This is a genomic window from Streptomyces sp. NPDC020958 (assembly GCF_055562175.1).
Window position 1 is genome coordinate 107,355 of record NZ_JBVHFU010000016.1, and the last position, 18,948, is coordinate 126,302.

Sequence of the window (18,948 nt, forward strand, 5' to 3'; positions counted from 1 at the left end):
GTTCAGTCCTTACGTACGGCCGGTGGAAACGGTGTCGGCACCGCGCGGGGGCGGGTCCGTGCCGAGGAGAGCCACTCGGCGAGCCGGCGGGGTGTCGGATGGTCGAAGACGGTCGTGGCCCGCAGTCCGACGGTCCCGGGGAAGTCGGCGCGGAGTTCGGTGACCAGGCGCATGGCGAGAATCGACTGGCCGCCGCTGGCGAAGAAGTCGGCGTCGGGCTCCAGCCCGGGGTCGGCCAGCAGCACCCGGAAGTGCCGCAGCACGGTGTCGAGCGTCTCCCGCCCGCCCGGGTCCGTGCCGGGGACGCCGACGCCGCCGTCCGGCACGCCGGTCGTGAGGTCCGGCTCCGTGGTCGCGGCGGCCCCGGCCACGGCGGTCCCGGCCGCGGCGGTCCCCTGCGCGGCGGTCCCCTGCGCGGCGGTCCCCTGCGCGGCGGGCGACCCCTGCGCGGCGGTCCCCTGCGCGGCGGTCCCCTGCGCGGCGGGCGACCCCTGCGCGGCGGGCGTCGCATGCGCGGTCAGGAGGGTCGCGGCGAGCGCGCGGCGGTCCACCTTGCCGTGGTCGTTCTTCGGCAGGGACCCGGTCCAGAACAACTGCTGGGGCGCGGCCCAGCCGGGCAGTTCGGCGGTGACCCTGGCGAGCAGCCGGGCGCGCTGCCCGGCGGTGACCGGCAGCACGCCGTCCGCGGGTGCGGCCGGGGCCGCCGGGACCAGACAGGCCAGCAGGGAACCGCGGGTCCGGGCGTCCAGCAGGACGACGGCCTGGGCGACCTCGGGGTCGGCGGTCAGCAGCCGTTCCACCGAGGCCGGTTCGAGCCGGTGACCACGGATCTTGATCTGGTCGTCCACCCGGCCGTGGAACTCCACAGCGCCGTCGGGCAGGATCCGCCCGAGGTCGCCGGTGGCGTACAGCCGCCCGTCGCCCGGCTCCGGGCCGGTGACGAACCGCCGCGCGGTCTGCTCCGGATCGCCGAGGTAGCCGGAGGCCAGTGAGGGCCCGCCGATGTGGATCTCCCCGACGGTGCCGGGCGGTACCGGCCGCCGGGCGGAGTCGCGCACGCTGACCTCGGCGTTGGCGAGGGGGGTGCCGATCGGCACCTCGGGGGCGTCGTCCGGCAGCGGCCCCTCGTACATGGTGGAGGTGACCGTGCACTCGGTCAGCCCGTAGACGTGCACGAGCCCGGCGCGCCCGGCCCGCTCCCAGCGCCGCCAGTCGTCGGGGTCCATGCGCTCGCCGCCGACCAGCACCCGGCGCAGCGGGGCGGGGGTGGTCTCGCCCCGGACGTCGAGCCAGTGCGCGTACTCGCGCCAGTACTGGGTGGACAGCTCCACGGTGGTCACGCCGAGGGCGCCGAGCATGCCGTGCAGTTCCTCCGGGTCCGGTACCCCGGTGCCGGGACGGCAGACGACGGTCCCGCCGCGGGCGAGGACGGGGAACACCTCCTCCACGACCACGTCGAAGCCGAGGGAGGCCAGTTGGAGCCATCGGTCCTCGGGGCCGAGGCCCAGCCGGGCGGCGGCCGCCAGCGCGAAGCCGTGCAGCGCCTCCCGCCCGATGCCGACGGCCTTCGGCTCGCCGGTGGATCCGGAGGTGAACATGGCGTACGCGGGCCGGTCGGACACCGCCCCGCCGACCCGGGCCGCGCGGGACCGGCCGGCGGTCGGGGCGCCGCCGCCGTCGGGGTCCGGCGCCGACTCGTGCGCCGTGCCGTCCAGTTGGGGGCCCAGATCGGTCCAGGGCGGGCTGGCGGTCCCGTGCGGCGCGCAGCCGCGGCCGGCGAGCAGGACCGCGTCGACCCGGGCGCAGCGGGCGGCGCGGGCGGCGTCGGGAAGGCCCTCCTCCAGGACGACGAAGGCGGCGCCCGCGGCCAGCGTCCCCAGCATGGCCACGACGGCGTCCATCGGGGCCAGCCCGTGGAGCATCACGTACCGGCCGGGACCGGCCCCGGCGGCGGTCAGCCGGCCGGCCACGGCCCGCGCGGCCACGTCGACCTGACGGTACGTCATGGTGCGCTGCCCGTCGGTGAGCGCGGGGCGGCCGCCGTGCGCGGCCCGCACCTCGTGCCAGAGCCGGGACAGGGCATCGGCCCCGCCCGCCGTGCCGGAGGCCGCCATCACCGGCCGGCCCGGGCGCGCAGGAAGGCGGAGAGCGTGTCCAGGCCCTCGGTGAACTCCCCTTGGTCACCGCCGAATCCCAGCCGTACGGCGCCCTCGCGGCCGAAGGCGGTGCCCGGGACCAGCAAGGTGCCGTACTCCTCCAGGAGTTCGACGCAGAACCGCTCGGAGTCGGTGACGCCGGGCAGCTCCAGCAGACAGCAGACCCCTCCGCCCGGCGGCGTCCAGGCGACCAGACCCTGGTGGTCGGCGACCCACTTCTCCAGCACGGTCAGATTGGCGCGGGCCTCGGCCCGGCGGGGGGCGATCAGAGCGTCCGCGGAGCGCATCGCGGCGGTGGCCACCGCCTCCACCAGCGGCGAGAGGAAGAGGGTGGTGCGGTCGCGCACGGTGAAACTGCGTTCGATCAGTTCCTCGGGCGCCGCGCACCACCCGACGCGCAGGCCGGGCAGGCCGAACGCCTTGGAGAAGGTGCCGTAGCTGACGGTCAGTGGGTGGCGGGTGCCGGGGTCGGGCAGCGGCGGCCCGTCCCAGCTCATCTCGGCCGTCGCCGCGTCCCAGACCAGGACGGCGCCGATCTGCTCGACCCGGTCGAGCAGCCTGCGGTACGCGGTGTCGGTGAGGGTGACACCCGTCGGGTTGTGCGGGAAGTTGACGATCACCGCCCGGGTGTCCGCGGGGATCGTCCGCTCCAGGGCCCGCGGGTCGGTGTCGGCGGCGGTGAACGCGTCCAGCGGCACGGGGTGCAGGACGCAGCCCGCCGCCCGCGGGTAGTGGGCGAGCGAGTGGTAGAGCATGTCCGGCAGTACCACCCGGTCGCCGGGCCCGAGCAGCGTCTCCAGCGTCAGGGCGATCGCCTCGCTGGAGCCGTGGGTGACCATGACGCGGTCGGCTCCGCCGGGCAGGTAGCGGTCGGCGATGGCCCGGCGCAGCTCGGGCGAGCCCTGTGAGGTGCTGTCGTCGACGAGGATGCCGTCGAGGTCCGTCGCCTGAAGTCCGGTCAGCCGACGCAGTTCGGCGTAGGTGTAGGGGTGTACTCCGCTGGAGCTGATGTCGCGCTCGGCCCGGCCGAGCCTGCGCCGGTACCACTCCTCCAGTACCGGAGGCTCCACATGGCGCGATGCGTTGAATTCAATTCGAGTCCGTGACACGAAGAAAACCTCATGGGATAAGGGCTCGTGGAAATCGGTGAACGGCGAGTCCGGGGCACCGACAATGCGCCTCGGATCGGCGGGGAGGAAATCGGTGGCGACTGCCCCAATTACATCAACAGGTGCGTGACGGTCACAAGTAACGCGAGTACGTGACAGGGCCGCCCCCGCCTCCGGCCACCGGCACTCGCCAGCCAAGTCGCCTGTTTTAGCACGTGGTTGCGGTGCTCTCGGTCTCCCGGTGGAGTACCGGGACCGCCGGAGGCCGACCGGGCCGCCCGGCGGTCGGCCGCTTTCGCACTCCTCGCGCCCACGCACTAGTGACCTGTCGAGTTTCCCATGGCACTATTACTGCCATGCGCCCAAAAATTCCGGCCGACAGCATTCTGCGGCTGGGTGATTTCCGTCAGATCTTTCTCGCGGACAGCATCAGTCAATTCGGCACGCAGATCCTGACGCTGGCCCTGCCGCTGGTGGCGGTGGTCAGTCTGCACGCCTCCCCGCTGGAGGTGGGGGCCCTGTCGGCCGCCGAGTCGCTGCCCTACCTGCTGGCGGGCGTGCCGGCCGGCGTGTGGGCGGACCGGGTGCGCAAGCGCCCGCTGCTGCTGGCCACGGACGTCGCCCGTGCCGCACTGCTGCTGTGGATCCCGATCGCCTGGTGGACCGGCCTGCTCACGGCCGCCCAGCTCATCGCCGTCGCCTTCGTGTTCGGCCTGCTCACCGTCTTCTTCGAGGTGGGGTACGCGAGTTACGTACCCTCACTGGTGCCCCGGGAGCGGCTGATCGACGCGAACACCCGGCTCCAGGTGGTCCAGTCGGCGGCCCAGGCCGCAGGCCCGGGGCTCGGCGGCGCCCTGGTCCAGGCGCTGGCCGCGCCGGTGGCCGTCCTGGTGTCGGTCGGCGGCTATCTGTGGTCGGCGGTCTGCGTGCTGCTCGTGCGGGGGCGCGAGCCGCTGCCCGGCCACGCCGACGGGAAGCCCGTCTCGTGGCGGAAGGACGCCGCCGAGGGACTGCGCGCGGTCCTGGGCGACGTCCTGTTGCGGCGCACCTCCCTCAGCACCGCCTGCTTCAACCTCTTCTGGGCCGTGGGCACTCCGATGATCCCGGTCCTGCTCGCCCGTGATCTGGGACTGAGCGCGGGCGTCATCGGTCTGCTGCTGACCTTCGAGGGCATCGGCGGCCTGCTCGGCGGGGTGCTGGCGGCCAGGGCGGCGCGCCGGCTGGGACACGGGCCGGCGATCTGGACGGCCACCCTGGTGGCGGGCGCGGGTTTCACGATGGTGCCGCTGGTGGCCACCGGGTGGCGGCTCTCGCTGGTCAGCGTGGGCCTGTTCGTCTCCTCGGCGGGCATGGTCGTCTACAACGTCATCGTCGTCACCTTCCGCCAGTCCATCACCCCGGACCGGCTGCTCGGCCGGGTCAGCGCCTTCAACCGGCTGCTGGTGTGGAGCACCCTGCCCCTGGGCGCGGTCCTCGGCGGACTCCTCGGCCAACTCCTGGGCGCCCGGACCACCTTGTGGATCGCGGGCCTCGCGACGACCCTGTCGTTCCTGTGGATCTACTGCTCGCCGCTGCGCACCCTGCGCGACATCCCCGAGGACTACGTCCTGGGCGGCTCGCTGACCGGCACCGCGCGGCGGGACGCGGACGGCTCCGGCGAGAGCGCGTCCGTCCCGGGAGCCGGTGGCGCGGGCGACGACCGGACGGCCTCCGCGTGACGGCCGCCGACCCGCGCGAGGTGCTCGCCGCCGCCCTGGAGTCGGCCGCCTCCCGGGGACTGTCCCTGCGCCCGGGGACGGCGGTCCTCAACGACGCGGGCTGGGACTTCCGGGTGGTCGAGGTCGAGGACACCGAGGGCGCGGACTGGATCCTGCGGCTGCCCCGCCGCAGCCGCAGCGCCGACCGGATCGCCGTGGAGGCGGCCGTCCTCACGGCGGTCAGGTCCGCGCTGCCGGTGGCGGTGCCGCGCTGGGAGCACGCCGACCGCGCGTTCATCGCGTACCGCAGGCTCGGGGGTGCCCCCGCCGGATTCGAGGACCCGGCCGCCCTGCGCTACGAGTGGCACCCCGCGGCGGGCGGCGGGCGGCCCGGCACCGGGTACGTGACCTCGCTCGCGGCGACCCTCGCCGCCCTGCACCGGGTGCCCGTGGAGGAGGCCGTGGACGCGGGCGTCCCGCCGCGCGAACCGGGCCTGGCGCGCGAGGATCTGGCCCGGACGCTCAGGGAGGCCCGGACCGCGGTGCCGCTTCCCGAGCGCTGGTACGCGCACTGGCGGTGCTGGCTGGACGACGACCGGCACTGGGCCCACCAGGCCCGGCTCACGCACGGCGACATGCATCCGGGGCACACCCTCATCGGCCCCGGCTCGAACGCGGTGACCGGGGTCCTGGACTGGACGAACGCCGCCTTCGACGATCCGGCGGCGGACTTCGTCGACCCGTACCTCGCGGGCGGCCGCCCGCTGCTCGACCGGCTGCTGTCGGCGTACCGGCGAAGCGGCGGCACCGCCCAGCCGGGCCTGCGCGAACGGGTACTGCTGCGGGCGTCGTTCCGCTGGGCCCACGTGGGCCTGCTGGGCGTGCGGACCGGCCGTCCGGCGTTCACCGCCGTGGCCCGGGAACGGCTCGCCGCGCCACCCCCGGAGTCCGGCACCCCGCCGGACCCGGCGATCCACCCCGCCCCGGACACCCCCGCCCTGCCCTGACCGCCCTGTACCCGGTTCCATCCGACCGAGAAGGAGAACGAAGCGATGACCCCGACGGACGACATGCACGCCCAGGCCCTGAAGCTGGCCCGCACCTACCTTGGCCAGGAGGACCTGGACGGCGGCTGGTTCGAACTGGGCGGATCCTCGCTGGACGCGGCCCGCCTGGTCAGCTCCCTGGAGCACGACCACGGCTGGGAGATCGCACTCCAGGACCTGCTGACCGCCCTGTCGGTCGCCGGCCTGCTCACCGCCCCGGCCGCGGCCGTCGCCCCCGAGGCTCCCGAGGCGGCTGACGCCCCGTCGCCGGCGCCGGTCGCCGCGGCGACCGGCGCCGTGTCCACGGGCGGCGCGGACGTGCTGTGGCCGGCGCTGGCGCGACTGTCCGCGAGCGAGCGGCTGGCCCTGGCTCACCGGCTGCTCGGGGACGTGCTGCGCGAGTCCGGCGAACCGCGCTGACCGGTACGGCCCCGGTCAGGGCGCGCCGGTGAGGAACTCCAGCAGCGCGCTGTTCACCTCCGCGGGCCGCTCCAGGTACCCGTAGTGCCCGCAGTCCGCGATTTCGGCGTAGCGCGCCGAGGGCAGGGCCGCGGCGACCTCGCGGCACAGCCACGGGGGCACGATCAGGTCGTGCTCGAAGCCGAGCACGAGGACCGGGACGGCCACCCGGCCGAGCGCGGCGAGCCGGTCCGCCGGCTCGCCGTCGGCCGGGACCGGCACCGGGGCCGTCCCGGCACGCTCGGCCGCCTCGAACAGGTCGAGCCAGTCGAGCAGTTCGTCCTCGCGCCGCCAGGTGGCGGGCGACAGGTTGAGTACGGCGCGCTGCCACGCCGCGTAGCGCGGCGGCAGCCGCACCCCGGCGGCAGCCAGCTCCCGTTCGGCGTCGGCCATCGCTCTGCCGGACAGGTCGCCGCGGCCGCGCGTGGCCATCAGCACCGCCCCGGTCACCAGGCCGGGCCGGGCGAGCATCAGCTCCTGCACGACCTCGGCCCCGGCGGAGACACCGACGGCACGGCATCGGGGGAGGTCCAACTCCGCGAGGAGATGGAGCAGTTCGACGGCGGCCGTGCGCGGATCCGGCGCCGCCCGCGGATTCCGGAGCGGCCTCCGGTCGAAGGTGAGCACCCGGAAACCGGCCGCGCGCAGCGCGGGCACCTGGTGCAGGTCCCAGACCCGCCCGGAGACCCCGCCGCCCGCCACGAGCAGCACGGCGTCCCCTTCGCCCTCGTCCCGTACGTCGAACTCGGCACCCGCCACCCGCACTGTCCGCACATGCCCTCCCCGCAGTCGGTCCCGGCGCGCACGGCCGGAGCACACCGGCCGCCGCACAGCGGCCATGGTAGAGCGGTGCAGGTCACCGCTTCGCACGTTTGCCCCGGTTTGTTCAGTCCTCCTCTTCTTGCACGGCAGCTTGATGACCCGGCTTCGCGCCCCGCTGGACCCCGCTCCCGAGCCAGGATTTCCTCCCGGAGGGACCGGCCCGGCGGGTAGGGCTCTCCGGGCATCGCTCGGGACCCCCTCTCCCGACCCGCCCGTACCGGACCGGACCGGGCACCACCCATGCACGGTCCGGCGATTTCGGAGTCGGCTACACGCCTCACGACCAGGAGGGCTGCAAGCGAATGGACCACGCTGTCACCGCCCCGGCCGCGCCACTGAGCCGACGGGAGCGACAGGTGCTGGTGCACATGGCGGACGGGCTGACGTACGACGCGATAGCCCAGCGCATGGCACTCAGCCGCCACACCGTGGACACCTACATCCGTCGCATCCGGGCGAAGACCGGCGCACGAAACCGCATGCAGTTGCTGCTGTGTGCCCTGCCCTTGATGGCAGGCTCGCTCACTGCGGAAGCCGAGCCGGCCCGCCGCGACTGAACAGCGCACGAAGCACGACGAACGGGCAACGAAGCACGAGTACAGGAGATTTGGTGATGAAGCGTCTGATCTGCGCACGGCGTGTCCGGTTCTGTGCGGCGGTCACCGCCCTTGTGGCATTCGGGTTCATGGGGGTCGCCCAGCACGCGCAGCCCGCGCGGCCGTCGTCCGTGACGACGGCCGACTGTCTGCCGCAGATCCGCTGCGACGACACGTCCTGGGGCGGCTGAGCCCCGCCGGGACGGCACACCGGCCCGGTCACGCCGCGGACTCCCCCGCCGCGGCGCGACCGGGCCTTGGCCGTTGCCGGACGACAGGATGTGAACCTGCCCCTCCGGGGCCCGGGAGTGGTTCATGAGCCGGCTCGCCGCCCACCATACCCATCTGGCACGGCGCTACGAGCGGCTGTACGCGGGGGTGCGCCCGAGGGCGTTCGGGCGCACCCCTCGGCCCATTCGGGTCATTCATCATCTGAACAGGTTCTTCCGGACCCTGCCCCCGGGACGATGCGGCCAGGACCGTGACACGCGCGGTCCGCGATCCCCGCGTCCTGGGAGGCTCCATGCGAACACGCGCGGCCGTGCTGTGCGCCGCCGCGGTCGTGGCCGGGTCGTTCACCGCCCCGCCCGCGAGCGCCACCACCCGAGCAGCCGTCCGGACGCCCCCGGTGGCCTGGAAGAAGTGCGGCACCACCGACTACCCCACGCTGCAGTGCGGCACGGTCACGGTGCCCCTCGACCACCGGGACCCCGGCGGGAGGAAGATCACGCTCGCCCTCTCCCGCGTCCCGCACACCGCGGCCGCCGCACTGGGTCCGCTGCTGGTCAACCCCGGCGGCCCCGGCGGCAGCGGGCTGTCCCTGGCGGGCTTCGTGGCGTCCGCGCTGCCGAAACAGGTGGCCGCCCGCTACGACGTCATCGGCTTCGACCCGCGCGGGGTCGGCAGGAGCGGCCCCGCGATCGACTGCGCGCCGGGCTACTTCAAGCCGGTGCGCCCCGACTCGGTGCCGGCGACCCCCGCCCTGGAGGAGGCGAACCTCAAGCGCGTCCGGTCGTTCGCCGCGGCCTGCGGCAAGAAGCACGCGGACGTGCTGCCGTACCTCGACACGGTCAGCGCCGCCGAGGACCTGGAGTCGGTGAGGCAGGCCCTCGGCGCCCCGCGGATCAGCTACTTCGGCTACTCGTACGGCACGTACCTGGGCGCGGTCTACGCCAGGCTGCACCCGGACCGCGTGCGCCGGCTGGTCCTGGACTCGGTCGTCGACCCCACAGGCGTCTGGTACGACGACAACCTGAGCCAGGACTACGCGTTCGACGCCCGTCAGCGCGCCCTGATGGCGTGGATCGCCAGGTACGACTCCACCTACCGGCTCGGCACCGACCCGGAGCAGGTCGAGGCCAAGTGGTACGCGATGCGGGCGGCGCTGGCGAAGAAGCCCGCGGGCGGCCGGGTGGGCGCCTCCGAGCTGGAGGACACCTTCATCCCCGGCGGCTACTACAACGGCTACTGGCCCTACCTGGCCGAGGCGTTCTCGGCGTACGTGAACGGGAAGAAGACGGCCGCGCTGGTCGAGGCGTACGACGACTTCGGCGCGGTCGACGCGGCCGGCGACAACGGCTACAGCGTGTACGCGGCCGTCCAGTGCCGGGACTCGTCCTGGCCGCGGGACTGGAACCAGTGGCGCAAGGACAACTGGGCGGCGTACCGGAAGGCGCCGTTCATGGTCTGGAACAACGCCTGGTACAACGCGACGTGCGCGTACTGGCCGACGAAGGCGCTGAAGCCGCCCGCCATCGCCAACGCCCAGCTGCCGCCGGCGCTCCTCTTCCAGGCCACGGACGACGCGGCCACCCCCTACCAGGGCGGCGTCGCGGTGCACCGGCTGCTCGCCGGCTCCAGCCTGGTGGTCGAGCAGGGCGGCGGCAACCACGGCATCACGCTCAGCGGCAACGCCTGCCTGGACGACCACCTCGCCGCCTACCTGGCGGACGGCACGGTCCCACGCGGCTCCGGTACGGCCGACGCGGTCTGCCGGAAGACCCCCGACCCGGCACCGCTCACCACCAAGACGGCCTCGACGTCCTCCCGCGGCTCCACCCTGCACGCCCTGCTGGGCTTCCGCCGCTGAACGGCTCCCCCGGGCCGCGGGGGGGGCGTTGTCAGACCCGTGGGCCACCATGGACGCATGAGTGATCCGATCCGCGTCACCGCCCCCGCCGGGGTCGCCCCCGCCGCCCAGTACGCGCACGTGGTGTCGGCCTCCGGCCGGCTGGTGGCCGTCTCCGGGCAACTGCCGCTGGACGAACAGGGCGAGCTGGTCGGCGAGGGCGATCCGGAGGCCCAGGCCCGCCAGGTCTTCGAGAACCTGCGCCGCTGTCTCGCCGCGGCCGGCGCGGGCTTCGACGACGTCGTCAAACTCACCTATTTCGTCACGGACATGGCCCATATGCCGGCCCTGCGCACCGCCCGCGCCGCCCACATACCCGACGACCGCCTCCCGGCGTCCTCGGCCGTCCAGGTGGCCGCCCTGGTCTCCCCGCGGTTCCTGATGGAGGTGGAGGCGCTGGCGGTGGTCGGGGACTGACCGACACCGGTGAGGACGCCTCACCGCTGCCTGGGGATGCGGGCCAGCGCCCGGACCGCCGCCTCGGCGAGGGCGGGGTGGGCCAGCGCCTCGTTCAGGACGCGGCGGGCGCGGGGGTCGGCGAGGGTGCCGAGGCCGTCGACGCAGGCGAGGGCGACCTTGCGGTAAGGGTCGTGCGGGCGCAGCCGGCGCTCGAGCGTGGTGATGAGGGCCGGGACCGACTCCGGCGCGCGCAGTTCGACCAGCAGGCGGACCGGGTGCAGGGCGTAGGCGACCCGCAGTTCGTTGGTGGCGAGGGCGGCGGCCGCGCGGGCGGTGCGCGGGTCCTGGAGCCGGGCGAGGGCGTGCGCGGCGGAGGCGCAGCGGGGTGGGTCGCGGTGGTTGAGGAGGAGGACCAGGGTCTCGAACGCGCGGCGGTCGCCGGCCGTGCCCAGCCGGTACGCCGCCAGTTCCCTGGCCCACAGGGGCTGTCCGGCGGCGGTGAGCACCTCCGCGAGCTCGTCGTGGTCCTCGGTGGCAAGAAGCCGGTCGTAGGCGGGGGTTGCCTGCGACTCCTGCCGCAAACGCTCCGTGAGTGATCGCAACTCTTCGTCCACGAGGCCCAGCGTAGAGGGGTTGCGGGAGCGGAGGGACGTACATCACAAAGTCGGGGGGCTGGCGCGCTCGTTACCCGCCGGTTAGGCTCATTCGAGCGAGTCACCCACTCGCGCCACCGCTCACACGGTTTGGTGACGCAGCCGTCGTGAGCACGAAGGTCGGTTCGGTACCTCGTACCGCAGTCCGGCCCGGCTCCGGGACAGGGCCGGTCGGAATCCGCTGCTCCCGGGCGTGTGCGCGCCCGCGACGGCAGCACCGGGCGTGTGCGCTCGCAGCCCGGCGACACCCGCATTCCACGCAGCTCCCGTGCACCCGGTGCGCCCCCTCGGCGCACCCGGGCGCCTTTCCAGTCGTCACCCTCATTCCTGGAGTCCCGCGATGGCCACTCCCCAGCCCGACCCTTCCCTGTCCCCCCTGCGGACCGTCGCCGTCGTCGGCCTCGGCACCATGGGCACCGGCATCACCGAGGTCCTCGCCAAGGCGGGCCGCGAGGTGATCGGCATCGACATCAGCGAGGCCCAGGCCGCCGCGGCCCACGCCGCCCTGGAGGCCGCCACCGCGCGCGCCGTCGTCCGGGGCAGGCTCACCGAGGAGGAGCGCGCCGGCGTCCTCTCCCGGGTCCGCACCGGAACCGACCTCTCGGCCGCGGCCGACGCCGACCTCGTCATCGAGGTGGTCCCGGAGTCGTACGACATCAAGCACCAGATCTTCCGTGAACTGGACGGCATCGTCCGCCCCGACACGATCCTCGCCACCGGCACCAACGCGCTCTCCGTGACCCGGCTGGCCGCCGACTCGGCCCGCCCCGAGCGCGTTCTCGGCCTGCACTTCTTCAACCCGGCCCCGGCGATGAGGCTGGTCGAGATCGTCTCCTCGGTGCTGACCGCGCCGAGCGCCGTCGCCACCATCACCGACCTCGCGATCGAGCTGGGCAAGGAGCCGGTCGCGGTCGGCGACCGACCGGGATTCGTCGCGGACGGGCTGCTGTTCGGGTACCTCAACCAGGCCGCCGCGATGTACGAGGCGAAGTACGCCTCCCGCGAGGACATCGACGCGGCCATGCGGCTGGGCTGCGGCCTGCCCATGGGCCCGCTCGCGCTGCTGGACCTGATCGGCATCGACACCGCGCGAACCGTCCTGGACGCCATGTACGCCGAGTCCCGGGACCGGCTGCACGCACCGGCCCCGATCCTCAAGCAGCTCAGCGAGGCGGGCCTGAACGGCCGCAAGTCCGGGCGCGGCTTCTACAGTTACGAGGCTCCGGGCAGCGCCACCGTGGTCCGTGACGCGGGGACCCCACTGGACGGCGCCGCCCTCACCCCGGGCCGCACGGTCTCCTCGGTGGGGGTCGCCGGTTCCGGCACCATGGCCTCCGGGATAGCCGAGGTCTTCGCCAAGGCCGGGTACGAGGTGGTCCTCGCCGCCCGCAGCGAGGAGAAGGCGCAGGCCGCGAAGGCCCGGATCGGCAAGTCCCTGGACCGCTCGGTCGGCAAGGGGCGGATGACCGCCGAGGCCGCCGCGCGGACGCTGGACCTGATCACCCCGGCCGGCTCCTACGACTCCTTCGCCCAGGTCGACCTGGCGGTGGAGGCGGTCGCCGAGGACCTGGAGGTCAAGCGGCAGCTGTTCCAGACGCTGGACAAGGTCTGCAAGCCGGGCGCCGTCCTGGCCACCACGACCTCCTCGCTGCCGGTGGTCGCCTGCGCCCGCGCCACCTCGCGTCCGCAGGACGTGATCGGGATGCACTTCTTCAACCCGGCGCCGGCCATGAAGCTGGTCGAGGTCGTGCGGACCGTGCTAACCGCCGAGGACGTGCACGCCACGGTGCGCGAGGTCTGCGCGAGGATCCGCAAGCACCCGGTCGACTGCGGTGACCGGGCCGGCTTCATCGTGAACGCGCTGCTGTTCCCGTACCTCAACAACGCGATCAAGATGGTCGAGGAGCACTACGCCTCGCTGGACGACATCGACGCGGCGATGAAGCTCGGCGGCGGCTACCCGATGGGCCCGTTCGAACTGCTCGACGTGGTCGGTCTGGACGTCTCGCTCGCGATCGAGAAGGTGCTGCACCGGGAGTTCCGCGACCCGGGCCTCGCGCCCGCGCCGCTCCTGGAGCACCTGGTGGCCGCGGGCTGCCTCGGCCGCAAGACCGGCCGCGGCTTCCGCGAGTATGCCCGCCGCTGACGGCGTCGGCGACTGGTTCCGGGACGAGAAGGACTGGGGCGGACTGCTCGACCCCTCCGGGACGCCCCCGCTCCCCGCGGGCGGGGGTTGCCCCGGACATGCGCATCAAGCTGCGCACATGCAGTACGTTCGGGTCATGTCCCAGCCCGCCAAGTCCTCACGTACCCCCGCCACGCCGGACGCGCCGGAAAGTGCCGCAGGCAGTCGCGCGGCGGCCCAGCGGCTCAAGATGCGCCGAGAACTGGCGGCCGCCGCGATGGAGCTCTTCGCGACGAAGGGGTACGAGGCGACCACCGTCGACGAGATCGCGGCCGCGGCGGGGGTCGCGCGCCGCACCTTCTTCCGGCACTTCCGCTCCAAGGAAGAGGCGATCTTCCCGGACCACGACGACACGCTGGTCCGCGCGGAAGCCGTGCTCAACGCGGCCCCGGCGCACGAGCACCCGCTCGACACCGTGTGCCGCGGCATCAAGGAAGTGATGAAGATGTACGCGGGCCGGCCGGAGATCTCGGTCGCCCGGTACAAGCTCACCCGCGAGGTCCCCACCCTCCGCGAGGCCGAGATCGCCTCGGTGGCCCGCTACGAGCGCCTCTTCACCCGCTACCTCCTCGGGCACTTCGACGAGCACGCGCACGCGGACGACGCGAACGACGACCCGCTGCTGGCCGAGGTCGCCGCGTCGGCGGTGGTCACCGCCCACAACCACGTGCTGCGGCGCTGGCTGCGGGCGGGCGGCCAGGGCGACGTGGAGGCCCAGCTCGACCACGCCTTCGCGATCGTGCGCAAGACGTTCGGGACCGGGATCGGGGCGGGCCGGGAGACCGCGCCCCGCACCGCCCCGGCCGCGGGAGCCTCTGCGCTCTCGCAGGGCGAGGTGCTGGTGACGGTGGCGCGCACGGACGCGCCGCTGGACGAGGTCATGCGCACCATCGAACAGGCCCTCAAGGAACGCTGACCCCTCACGCGGAGTGTCCCGCGACACTCCGTGCCTGTGACGACGGCCACCCGCCCGGGTGGCCGTTTTGGCATGTCAGAGGCCCTTTTCAGGCAGCTTTTCACTGCCGTTCGATCGATCATCGCTCATTTGTTACGTAAAGATTTCATCTGAGGGGAAGATCTGGCACTCAGTGCCTTGCGGCATGACACGCGGTGTCATACGTTGAGGGAGTCCGGCCTGTCCCGGTGAGCACACCAGCTCCCCCGTCGGACGCCTGCGTCACAGGCACCCTCCCGCGCCACAAAGCGCCGCCGCAGCACCACCACCGCCGAACCGACGGCACGCACCCCGAAACCCTCAGCAGCACCGACGTAACCCTCAGCGCCCCTTCCCGCAAGGGGCGCGCATCGCCGGAGGCAACACCGTGACCACTCAGGCCATCCTGGACGCGATCCAGTCGCCGGACTCGACGCCGGCCGACTTCGCCGCCCTGCCGCTCCCCGAGTCGTACCGCGCGATCACCGTGCACAAGGACGAGACGGACATGTTCGCCGGTCTGGAGACCCGCGACAAGGACCCCCGCAAGTCGATCCACCTCGACGAGGTCCCGCTGCCCGAGCTAGGCCCGGGCGAGGCCCTGGTCGCCGTCATGGCATCGAGCGTCAACTACAACTCGGTGTGGACCTCGATCTTCGAACCGCTGTCGACCTTCGGCTTCCTGGAGCGCTACGGCCGCCTCAGCGAGCTGACCAAGCGGCACGACCTGCCCTACCACATCATCGGCTCCGACCTCGCGGGCGTCGTCCTGCGCACCGGCCCGGGCGTCAACGCCTGGAAGCCCGGTGACGAGGTCGTCGCGCACTGCCTGAGCGTCGAGCTGGAGTCCAGCGACGGCCACAACGACACGATGCTCGACCCCGAGCAGCGCATCTGGGGCTTCGAGACCAACTTCGGCGGTCTCGCCGAGGTCGCGCTCGTCAAGTCCAACCAGCTGATGCCGAAGCCGGACCACCTCAGCTGGGAGGAGGCCGCCGCGCCGGGGCTGGTCAACTCCACCGCGTACCGGCAGCTGGTCTCCCGCAACGGCGCCGGCATGAAGCAGGGCGACAATGTGCTGATCTGGGGCGCGAGCGGCGGCCTCGGCTCGTACGCCACCCAGTTCGCGCTGGCCGGCGGCGCCAACCCCATCTGTGTCGTCTCCTCACCGCAGAAGGCGGACATCTGCCGGGCGATGGGCGCCGAGGCGATCATCGACCGCAACGCCGAGGGCTACAAGTTCTGGAAGAACGAGCAGGAGCAGGACCCGCGCGAGTGGAAGCGCTTCGGCAAGCGCATCCGCGAGCTCACCGGCGGCGAGGACATCGACATCGTCTTCGAGCACCCCGGCCGCGAGACCTTCGGCGCGAGCGTGTTCGTCACCCGCAAGGGCGGCACCATCACCACCTGCGCCTCCACCTCGGGCTACATGCACGAGTACGACAACCGCTACCTGTGGATGTCCCTGAAGCGGATCATCGGCTCGCACTTCGCCAACTACCGCGAGGCCTGGGAGGCCAACCGGCTGATCGCGAAGGGCAAGATCCACCCGACGCTGTCGAAGACCTACTCCCTGGAGGAGACCGGGCAGGCCGCGTACGACGTGCACCGCAACCTCCACCAGGGCAAGGTCGGCGTGCTCTGCCTCGCCCCCGAGGAGGGCCTCGGCGTGCGCGACGAGGAGATGCGGGCCAAGCACCTCGACGCCATCAACCGCTTCCGCAACATCTGAGACACCCGAGGTCATCGATGACTGAGCGTCAGATCGCCGACGGGGCGCGTGCCAAGGACCGGCCGTGGCTCATGCGCACGTACGCCGGCCACTCCACGGCCGAGGCGTCCAACGAGCTGTACCGGCGCAACCTCGCCAAGGGGCAGACGGGTCTGTCGGTGGCGTTCGACCTGCCGACGCAGACCGGCTACGACCCCGACCACGTCCTCGCCCGCGGCGAGGTCGGCCGGGTGGGCGTGCCCGTCTCGCACCTCGGGGACATGCGCCGCCTCTTCCAGGACATCCCCCTGGAGCAGATGAACACCTCGATGACGATCAACGCCACGGCGATGTGGCTGCTGGCGCTCTACCAGGTGGTCGCCGAGGAGCAGGGCGCGGACATCACCAAGCTCCAGGGCACCACCCAGAACGACATCGTCAAGGAGTACCTGTCCCGGGGGACGCACGTCTTCCCGCCGGGGCCGAGCCTCCGCCTGACGACGGACATGATCGCGTACACGGTCTCCCACATCCCGAAGTGGAACCCGATCAACATCTGCAGCTACCACCTGCAGGAGGCGGGCGCCACGCCGGTCCAGGAGATCGCGTACGCGATGTCCACCGCCATCGCCGTGCTGGACGCGGTGCGGGACAGCGGCCAGGTGCCGCAGGAGCGCATGGGCGACGTCGTCGCCCGGATCTCCTTCTTCGTGAACGCCGGCGTCCGGTTCGTCGAGGAGATGTGCAAGATGCGCGCGTTCGGCCGCATCTGGGACCGGATCACCAGCGAGCGGTACGGCATCGAGGACCCCAAGCAACGGCGGTTCCGGTACGGCGTCCAGGTCAACTCGCTCGGGCTGACCGAGGCGCAGCCGGAGAACAACGTCCAGCGGATCGTCCTGGAGATGCTCGCGGTGACGCTGTCGAAGGACGCCCGCGCGCGTGCCGTGCAGCTCCCCGCCTGGAACGAGGCGCTCGGCCTGCCGACGCCCTGGGACCAGCAGTGGTCGCTGCGCATCCAGCAGGTGCTCGCCCACGAGAGCGACCTGCTGGAGTACGAGGACATCTTCGAGGGCTCGCACGTCATCGAGAAGAAGGTCGCCCAGCTGGTCGAGGACTCCTTGGCCGAGATCGACCGGATCCAGGAGATGGGCGGCGCGATGGCCGCCGTGGAGTCGGGCTACCTGAAGTCGCAGCTGGTCTCCTCGCACGCCGAGCGCCGGGCCCGGATCGAGTCCGGCCAGGAGAAGATCGTCGGCGTCAACATCTTCGAGACCACCGAACCGAACCCGCTCACCGCCGACCTGGACACGGCCATCCAGACCGTCGACCCGGCGGTCGAGGCGCGGGTCGTCGAGGCGATCGGGCGCTGGCGCGACTCGCGCTACCAGCCGCCGTTCAACCACCCGCGGCCCTGCAAGGCCCTGGAGCGCCTGAAGGAGGCCGCCAAGGGCACCGACAACCTCATGGAGGCCACCCTGGAGTGCGCCCGCGCAGGCGTGACGACCGGTGAGTGGGCCGGGGCCCTGCGTGAGGTGTTCGGCGAGTTCCGGGCGCCGACCGGGGTCTCCTCGGCTCCCGTCGCGGTCCCCGTCGAGGCGGGCTCGGCGCTGGCGCGGGTGCGCGCCAAGGTGGACGCCACCGCCCGCGACCTGGGCAGCGGCAAGCTGAGGTTCCTGGTCGGCAAGCCAGGTCTCGACGGGCACTCCAACGGCGCCGAGCAGATCGCCGTACGGGCCAGGGACGCCGGCTTCGAGGTGGTCTACCAGGGCATCCGGCTCACCCCGGAGCAGATCGTGGACGCGGCGCTCGCCGAGGACGTGCACGCGGTGGGCCTGTCCATCCTGTCCGGGTCCCACGCCCAGCTGGTCCCGGACGTCCTGGAACGACTCCGTGTGGCCGGTGCCACAGATATACCGGTGATCGCCGGTGGCATCATCCCGAACGGTGATGCCGAGCAGCTCAGGCAAGCCGGAGTGGCCGCGGTCTTCACCCCGAAGGACTTCGACATCACCGGAATCATCGGCCGCATCGTCGACGAGATCCGGAAAGCGAACCAGCTCGACCCTCTGGAGGTCCCCGCATGACGACGCCCGTCAACCGTCTCCGTCCGCGGCGCTCGTGCCTGGCAGTACCCGGTTCGAACCCGCGCTTCCTGGAGAAGGCGCAGGGTCTCCCGGCGGACCAGGTCTTCCTGGACCTGGAGGACGCGTGCGCGCCGCTCGCCAAGCCCGAGGCGCGGCACACCATCGTCAAGTTCCTCAACGAGGGCGACTGGACCGGCAAGACGCGCGTGGTGCGCGTGAACGACTGGACGACCGAGTGGACGTACCGCGACGTCGTCACGGTCGTCGAGGGGGCCGGCCAGAACCTGGACTGCATCATGCTGCCGAAGGTGCAGACGGCCCAGCAGGTGGTCGCCCTGGACCTGCTGCTGACCCAGATCGAGAAGACCATGGGCTTCGAGGTCGGCAAGATCGGCATCGAGGCGCAGATCGAGAACGCGCAGGGCCTGAACAACGTCAACGAGATCGCGACGGCCTCCCAGCGTGTCGAGACGATCATCTTCGGCCCGGCCGACTTCATGGCGTCCATCAACATGAAGTCGCTGGTCGTGGGCGAGCAGCCGCCCGGTTACCCGGCGGACGCCTACCACTACATCCTGATGAAGATCCTGATGGCCGCCCGCGCCAACAACCTCCAGGCGATCGACGGCCCCTATCTGCAGATCCGCAACGTCGAGGGCTACCGCGAGGTGGCCCGGCGGGCCGCCGCGCTCGGCTTCGACGGCAAGTGGGTGCTGCACCCGGGCCAGGTCGAGGCGTCCAACGAGATCTTCTCGCCGTCGCAGGAGGACTACGACCACGCCGAGCTGATCCTGGACGCGTACGACTACTACACGTCCGAGGCGGGCGGCAAGAAGGGCTCCGCGATGCTCGGCGACGAGATGATCGACGAGGCCAGCCGCAAGATGGCCCTGGTCATCTCCGGCAAGGGCCGGGCCGCGGGCATGCAGCGCACGTCGAAGTTCGAGATCCCGGAGGCGTGAGCGC

Annotated in this window: 16 protein-coding genes; 12 read left to right on the plus strand and 4 right to left on the minus strand. The window is 72.6% G+C overall.

The window, feature by feature from the left end:
- Positions 1–2: 2 nt before the first annotated feature.
- Both ACZ3KP_RS34015 and vioD read right to left on the minus strand, forming a co-directional pair.
- Positions 3–2,114: an amino acid adenylation domain-containing protein gene (locus ACZ3KP_RS34015; RefSeq protein ID WP_467504255.1), complete on the minus strand. Its 2,112-nt coding sequence runs from the start codon at positions 2,112–2,114 to the stop codon at positions 3–5.
- Positions 2,114–3,226, minus strand: coding sequence for a capreomycidine synthase (vioD, locus tag ACZ3KP_RS34020; protein WP_467504257.1), 1,113 nt, complete (start codon positions 3,224–3,226; stop codon positions 2,114–2,116). Before vioD ends, ACZ3KP_RS34015 begins: the two co-directional genes overlap by 1 nt.
- Before the next feature lie 395 nt (positions 3,227–3,621).
- Between vioD and ACZ3KP_RS34025 the strand changes: the two genes are divergently transcribed.
- From ACZ3KP_RS34025 to ACZ3KP_RS34035, 3 genes are read left to right on the plus strand one after another with little or no spacing between them, the layout of a single operon-like run.
- On the plus strand, positions 3,622–4,983 hold the full coding sequence (locus ACZ3KP_RS34025; RefSeq protein ID WP_467504259.1) for an MFS transporter: 1,362 nt from the start codon (positions 3,622–3,624) through the stop codon (positions 4,981–4,983).
- Positions 4,980–5,969, plus strand: coding sequence for a macrolide 2'-phosphotransferase (locus tag ACZ3KP_RS34030; RefSeq protein ID WP_467504261.1), 990 nt, complete (start codon positions 4,980–4,982; stop codon positions 5,967–5,969). Before ACZ3KP_RS34025 ends, ACZ3KP_RS34030 begins: the two co-directional genes overlap by 4 nt.
- A 45-nt stretch (positions 5,970–6,014) precedes the next feature.
- Positions 6,015–6,428, plus strand: coding sequence for an acyl carrier protein (locus ACZ3KP_RS34035; protein WP_467504263.1), 414 nt, complete (start codon positions 6,015–6,017; stop codon positions 6,426–6,428).
- Positions 6,429–6,443: 15 nt separating this feature from the next.
- On the opposite strand, the gene ACZ3KP_RS34040 is transcribed toward ACZ3KP_RS34035, so the two are convergent.
- A complete protein-coding gene (locus ACZ3KP_RS34040; protein ID WP_467504265.1) occupies positions 6,444–7,241 on the minus strand; it encodes an alpha/beta fold hydrolase in 798 nt (265 codons plus the stop codon).
- 350 nt (positions 7,242–7,591) lie between these two features.
- Between ACZ3KP_RS34040 and ACZ3KP_RS34045 the strand changes: the two genes are divergently transcribed.
- The 4 genes from ACZ3KP_RS34045 to ACZ3KP_RS34060 all read left to right on the plus strand — a co-directional run bounded on the left by ACZ3KP_RS34045 (position 7,592) and on the right by ACZ3KP_RS34060 (position 10,430).
- Entirely contained in the window at positions 7,592–7,846 is a 255-nt protein-coding gene (locus ACZ3KP_RS34045) for a response regulator transcription factor (protein WP_467504266.1), read from the plus strand.
- 56 nt (positions 7,847–7,902) lie between these two features.
- On the plus strand, positions 7,903–8,076 hold the full coding sequence (locus tag ACZ3KP_RS34050; protein WP_467504267.1) for a hypothetical protein: 174 nt from the start codon (positions 7,903–7,905) through the stop codon (positions 8,074–8,076).
- Between the two features lie 332 nt (positions 8,077–8,408).
- Complete coding sequence (locus tag ACZ3KP_RS34055; RefSeq protein WP_467504269.1) at positions 8,409–9,974, plus strand: alpha/beta hydrolase; 1,566 nt, start codon at positions 8,409–8,411, stop codon at positions 9,972–9,974.
- Between the two features lie 57 nt (positions 9,975–10,031).
- Positions 10,032–10,430, plus strand: coding sequence for a RidA family protein (locus ACZ3KP_RS34060; RefSeq protein WP_467504270.1), 399 nt, complete (start codon positions 10,032–10,034; stop codon positions 10,428–10,430).
- A gap of 20 nt (positions 10,431–10,450) precedes the next feature.
- On the opposite strand, the gene ACZ3KP_RS34065 is transcribed toward ACZ3KP_RS34060, so the two are convergent.
- On the minus strand, positions 10,451–11,026 hold the full coding sequence (locus ACZ3KP_RS34065; protein ID WP_467504272.1) for an adenylosuccinate lyase: 576 nt from the start codon (positions 11,024–11,026) through the stop codon (positions 10,451–10,453).
- 379 nt (positions 11,027–11,405) lie between these two features.
- On the opposite strand from ACZ3KP_RS34065, the gene ACZ3KP_RS34070 reads away from it, so the two are divergent.
- The 5 genes from ACZ3KP_RS34070 to ACZ3KP_RS34090 all read left to right on the plus strand — a co-directional run bounded on the left by ACZ3KP_RS34070 (position 11,406) and on the right by ACZ3KP_RS34090 (position 18,944).
- Positions 11,406–13,211: a 3-hydroxyacyl-CoA dehydrogenase family protein gene (locus ACZ3KP_RS34070; protein WP_467504274.1), complete on the plus strand. Its 1,806-nt coding sequence runs from the start codon at positions 11,406–11,408 to the stop codon at positions 13,209–13,211.
- A 136-nt stretch (positions 13,212–13,347) separates the two neighbouring features.
- Positions 13,348–14,166: a TetR family transcriptional regulator gene (locus ACZ3KP_RS34075; protein ID WP_358980038.1), complete on the plus strand. Its 819-nt coding sequence runs from the start codon at positions 13,348–13,350 to the stop codon at positions 14,164–14,166.
- 406 nt (positions 14,167–14,572) lie between these two features.
- Positions 14,573–15,916 (plus strand): crotonyl-CoA carboxylase/reductase, encoded by a 1,344-nt coding sequence (gene ccrA, locus ACZ3KP_RS34080; protein ID WP_358980040.1) that lies wholly within the window; start codon positions 14,573–14,575, stop codon positions 15,914–15,916.
- A gap of 17 nt (positions 15,917–15,933) precedes the next feature.
- Complete coding sequence (locus tag ACZ3KP_RS34085; protein WP_467504276.1) at positions 15,934–17,982, plus strand: protein meaA; 2,049 nt, start codon at positions 15,934–15,936, stop codon at positions 17,980–17,982.
- Entirely contained in the window at positions 17,979–18,944 is a 966-nt protein-coding gene (locus tag ACZ3KP_RS34090; protein WP_132893194.1) for an HpcH/HpaI aldolase/citrate lyase family protein, read from the plus strand. Before ACZ3KP_RS34085 ends, ACZ3KP_RS34090 begins: the two co-directional genes overlap by 4 nt.
- The last annotated feature ends 4 nt before the right edge of the window (positions 18,945–18,948 follow it).

Excerpts from the sequence above, each read along its gene's own strand:
- ACZ3KP_RS34015 (WP_467504255.1), bottom strand. The coding sequence starts at position 2,114 with ATGGCGGCCTCCGGCACGGCGGGCGGGGCCGATGCCCTGTCCCGGCTC.
- ACZ3KP_RS34025 (WP_467504259.1), top strand. The coding sequence starts at position 3,622 with ATGCGCCCAAAAATTCCGGCCGACAGCATTCTGCGGCTGGGTGATTTC.
- ACZ3KP_RS34035 (WP_467504263.1), top strand. The coding sequence starts at position 6,015 with ATGACCCCGACGGACGACATGCACGCCCAGGCCCTGAAGCTGGCCCGC.
- ACZ3KP_RS34045 (WP_467504266.1), top strand. The coding sequence starts at position 7,592 with ATGGACCACGCTGTCACCGCCCCGGCCGCGCCACTGAGCCGACGGGAG.
- ACZ3KP_RS34050 (WP_467504267.1), top strand. The coding sequence starts at position 7,903 with ATGAAGCGTCTGATCTGCGCACGGCGTGTCCGGTTCTGTGCGGCGGTC.
- ACZ3KP_RS34055 (WP_467504269.1), top strand. The coding sequence starts at position 8,409 with ATGCGAACACGCGCGGCCGTGCTGTGCGCCGCCGCGGTCGTGGCCGGG.
- ACZ3KP_RS34060 (WP_467504270.1), top strand. The coding sequence starts at position 10,032 with ATGAGTGATCCGATCCGCGTCACCGCCCCCGCCGGGGTCGCCCCCGCC.
- ACZ3KP_RS34070 (WP_467504274.1), top strand. The coding sequence starts at position 11,406 with ATGGCCACTCCCCAGCCCGACCCTTCCCTGTCCCCCCTGCGGACCGTC.
- ACZ3KP_RS34075 (WP_358980038.1), top strand. The coding sequence starts at position 13,348 with ATGTCCCAGCCCGCCAAGTCCTCACGTACCCCCGCCACGCCGGACGCG.
- ACZ3KP_RS34085 (WP_467504276.1), top strand. The coding sequence starts at position 15,934 with ATGACTGAGCGTCAGATCGCCGACGGGGCGCGTGCCAAGGACCGGCCG.
- ACZ3KP_RS34090 (WP_132893194.1), top strand. The coding sequence starts at position 17,979 with ATGACGACGCCCGTCAACCGTCTCCGTCCGCGGCGCTCGTGCCTGGCA.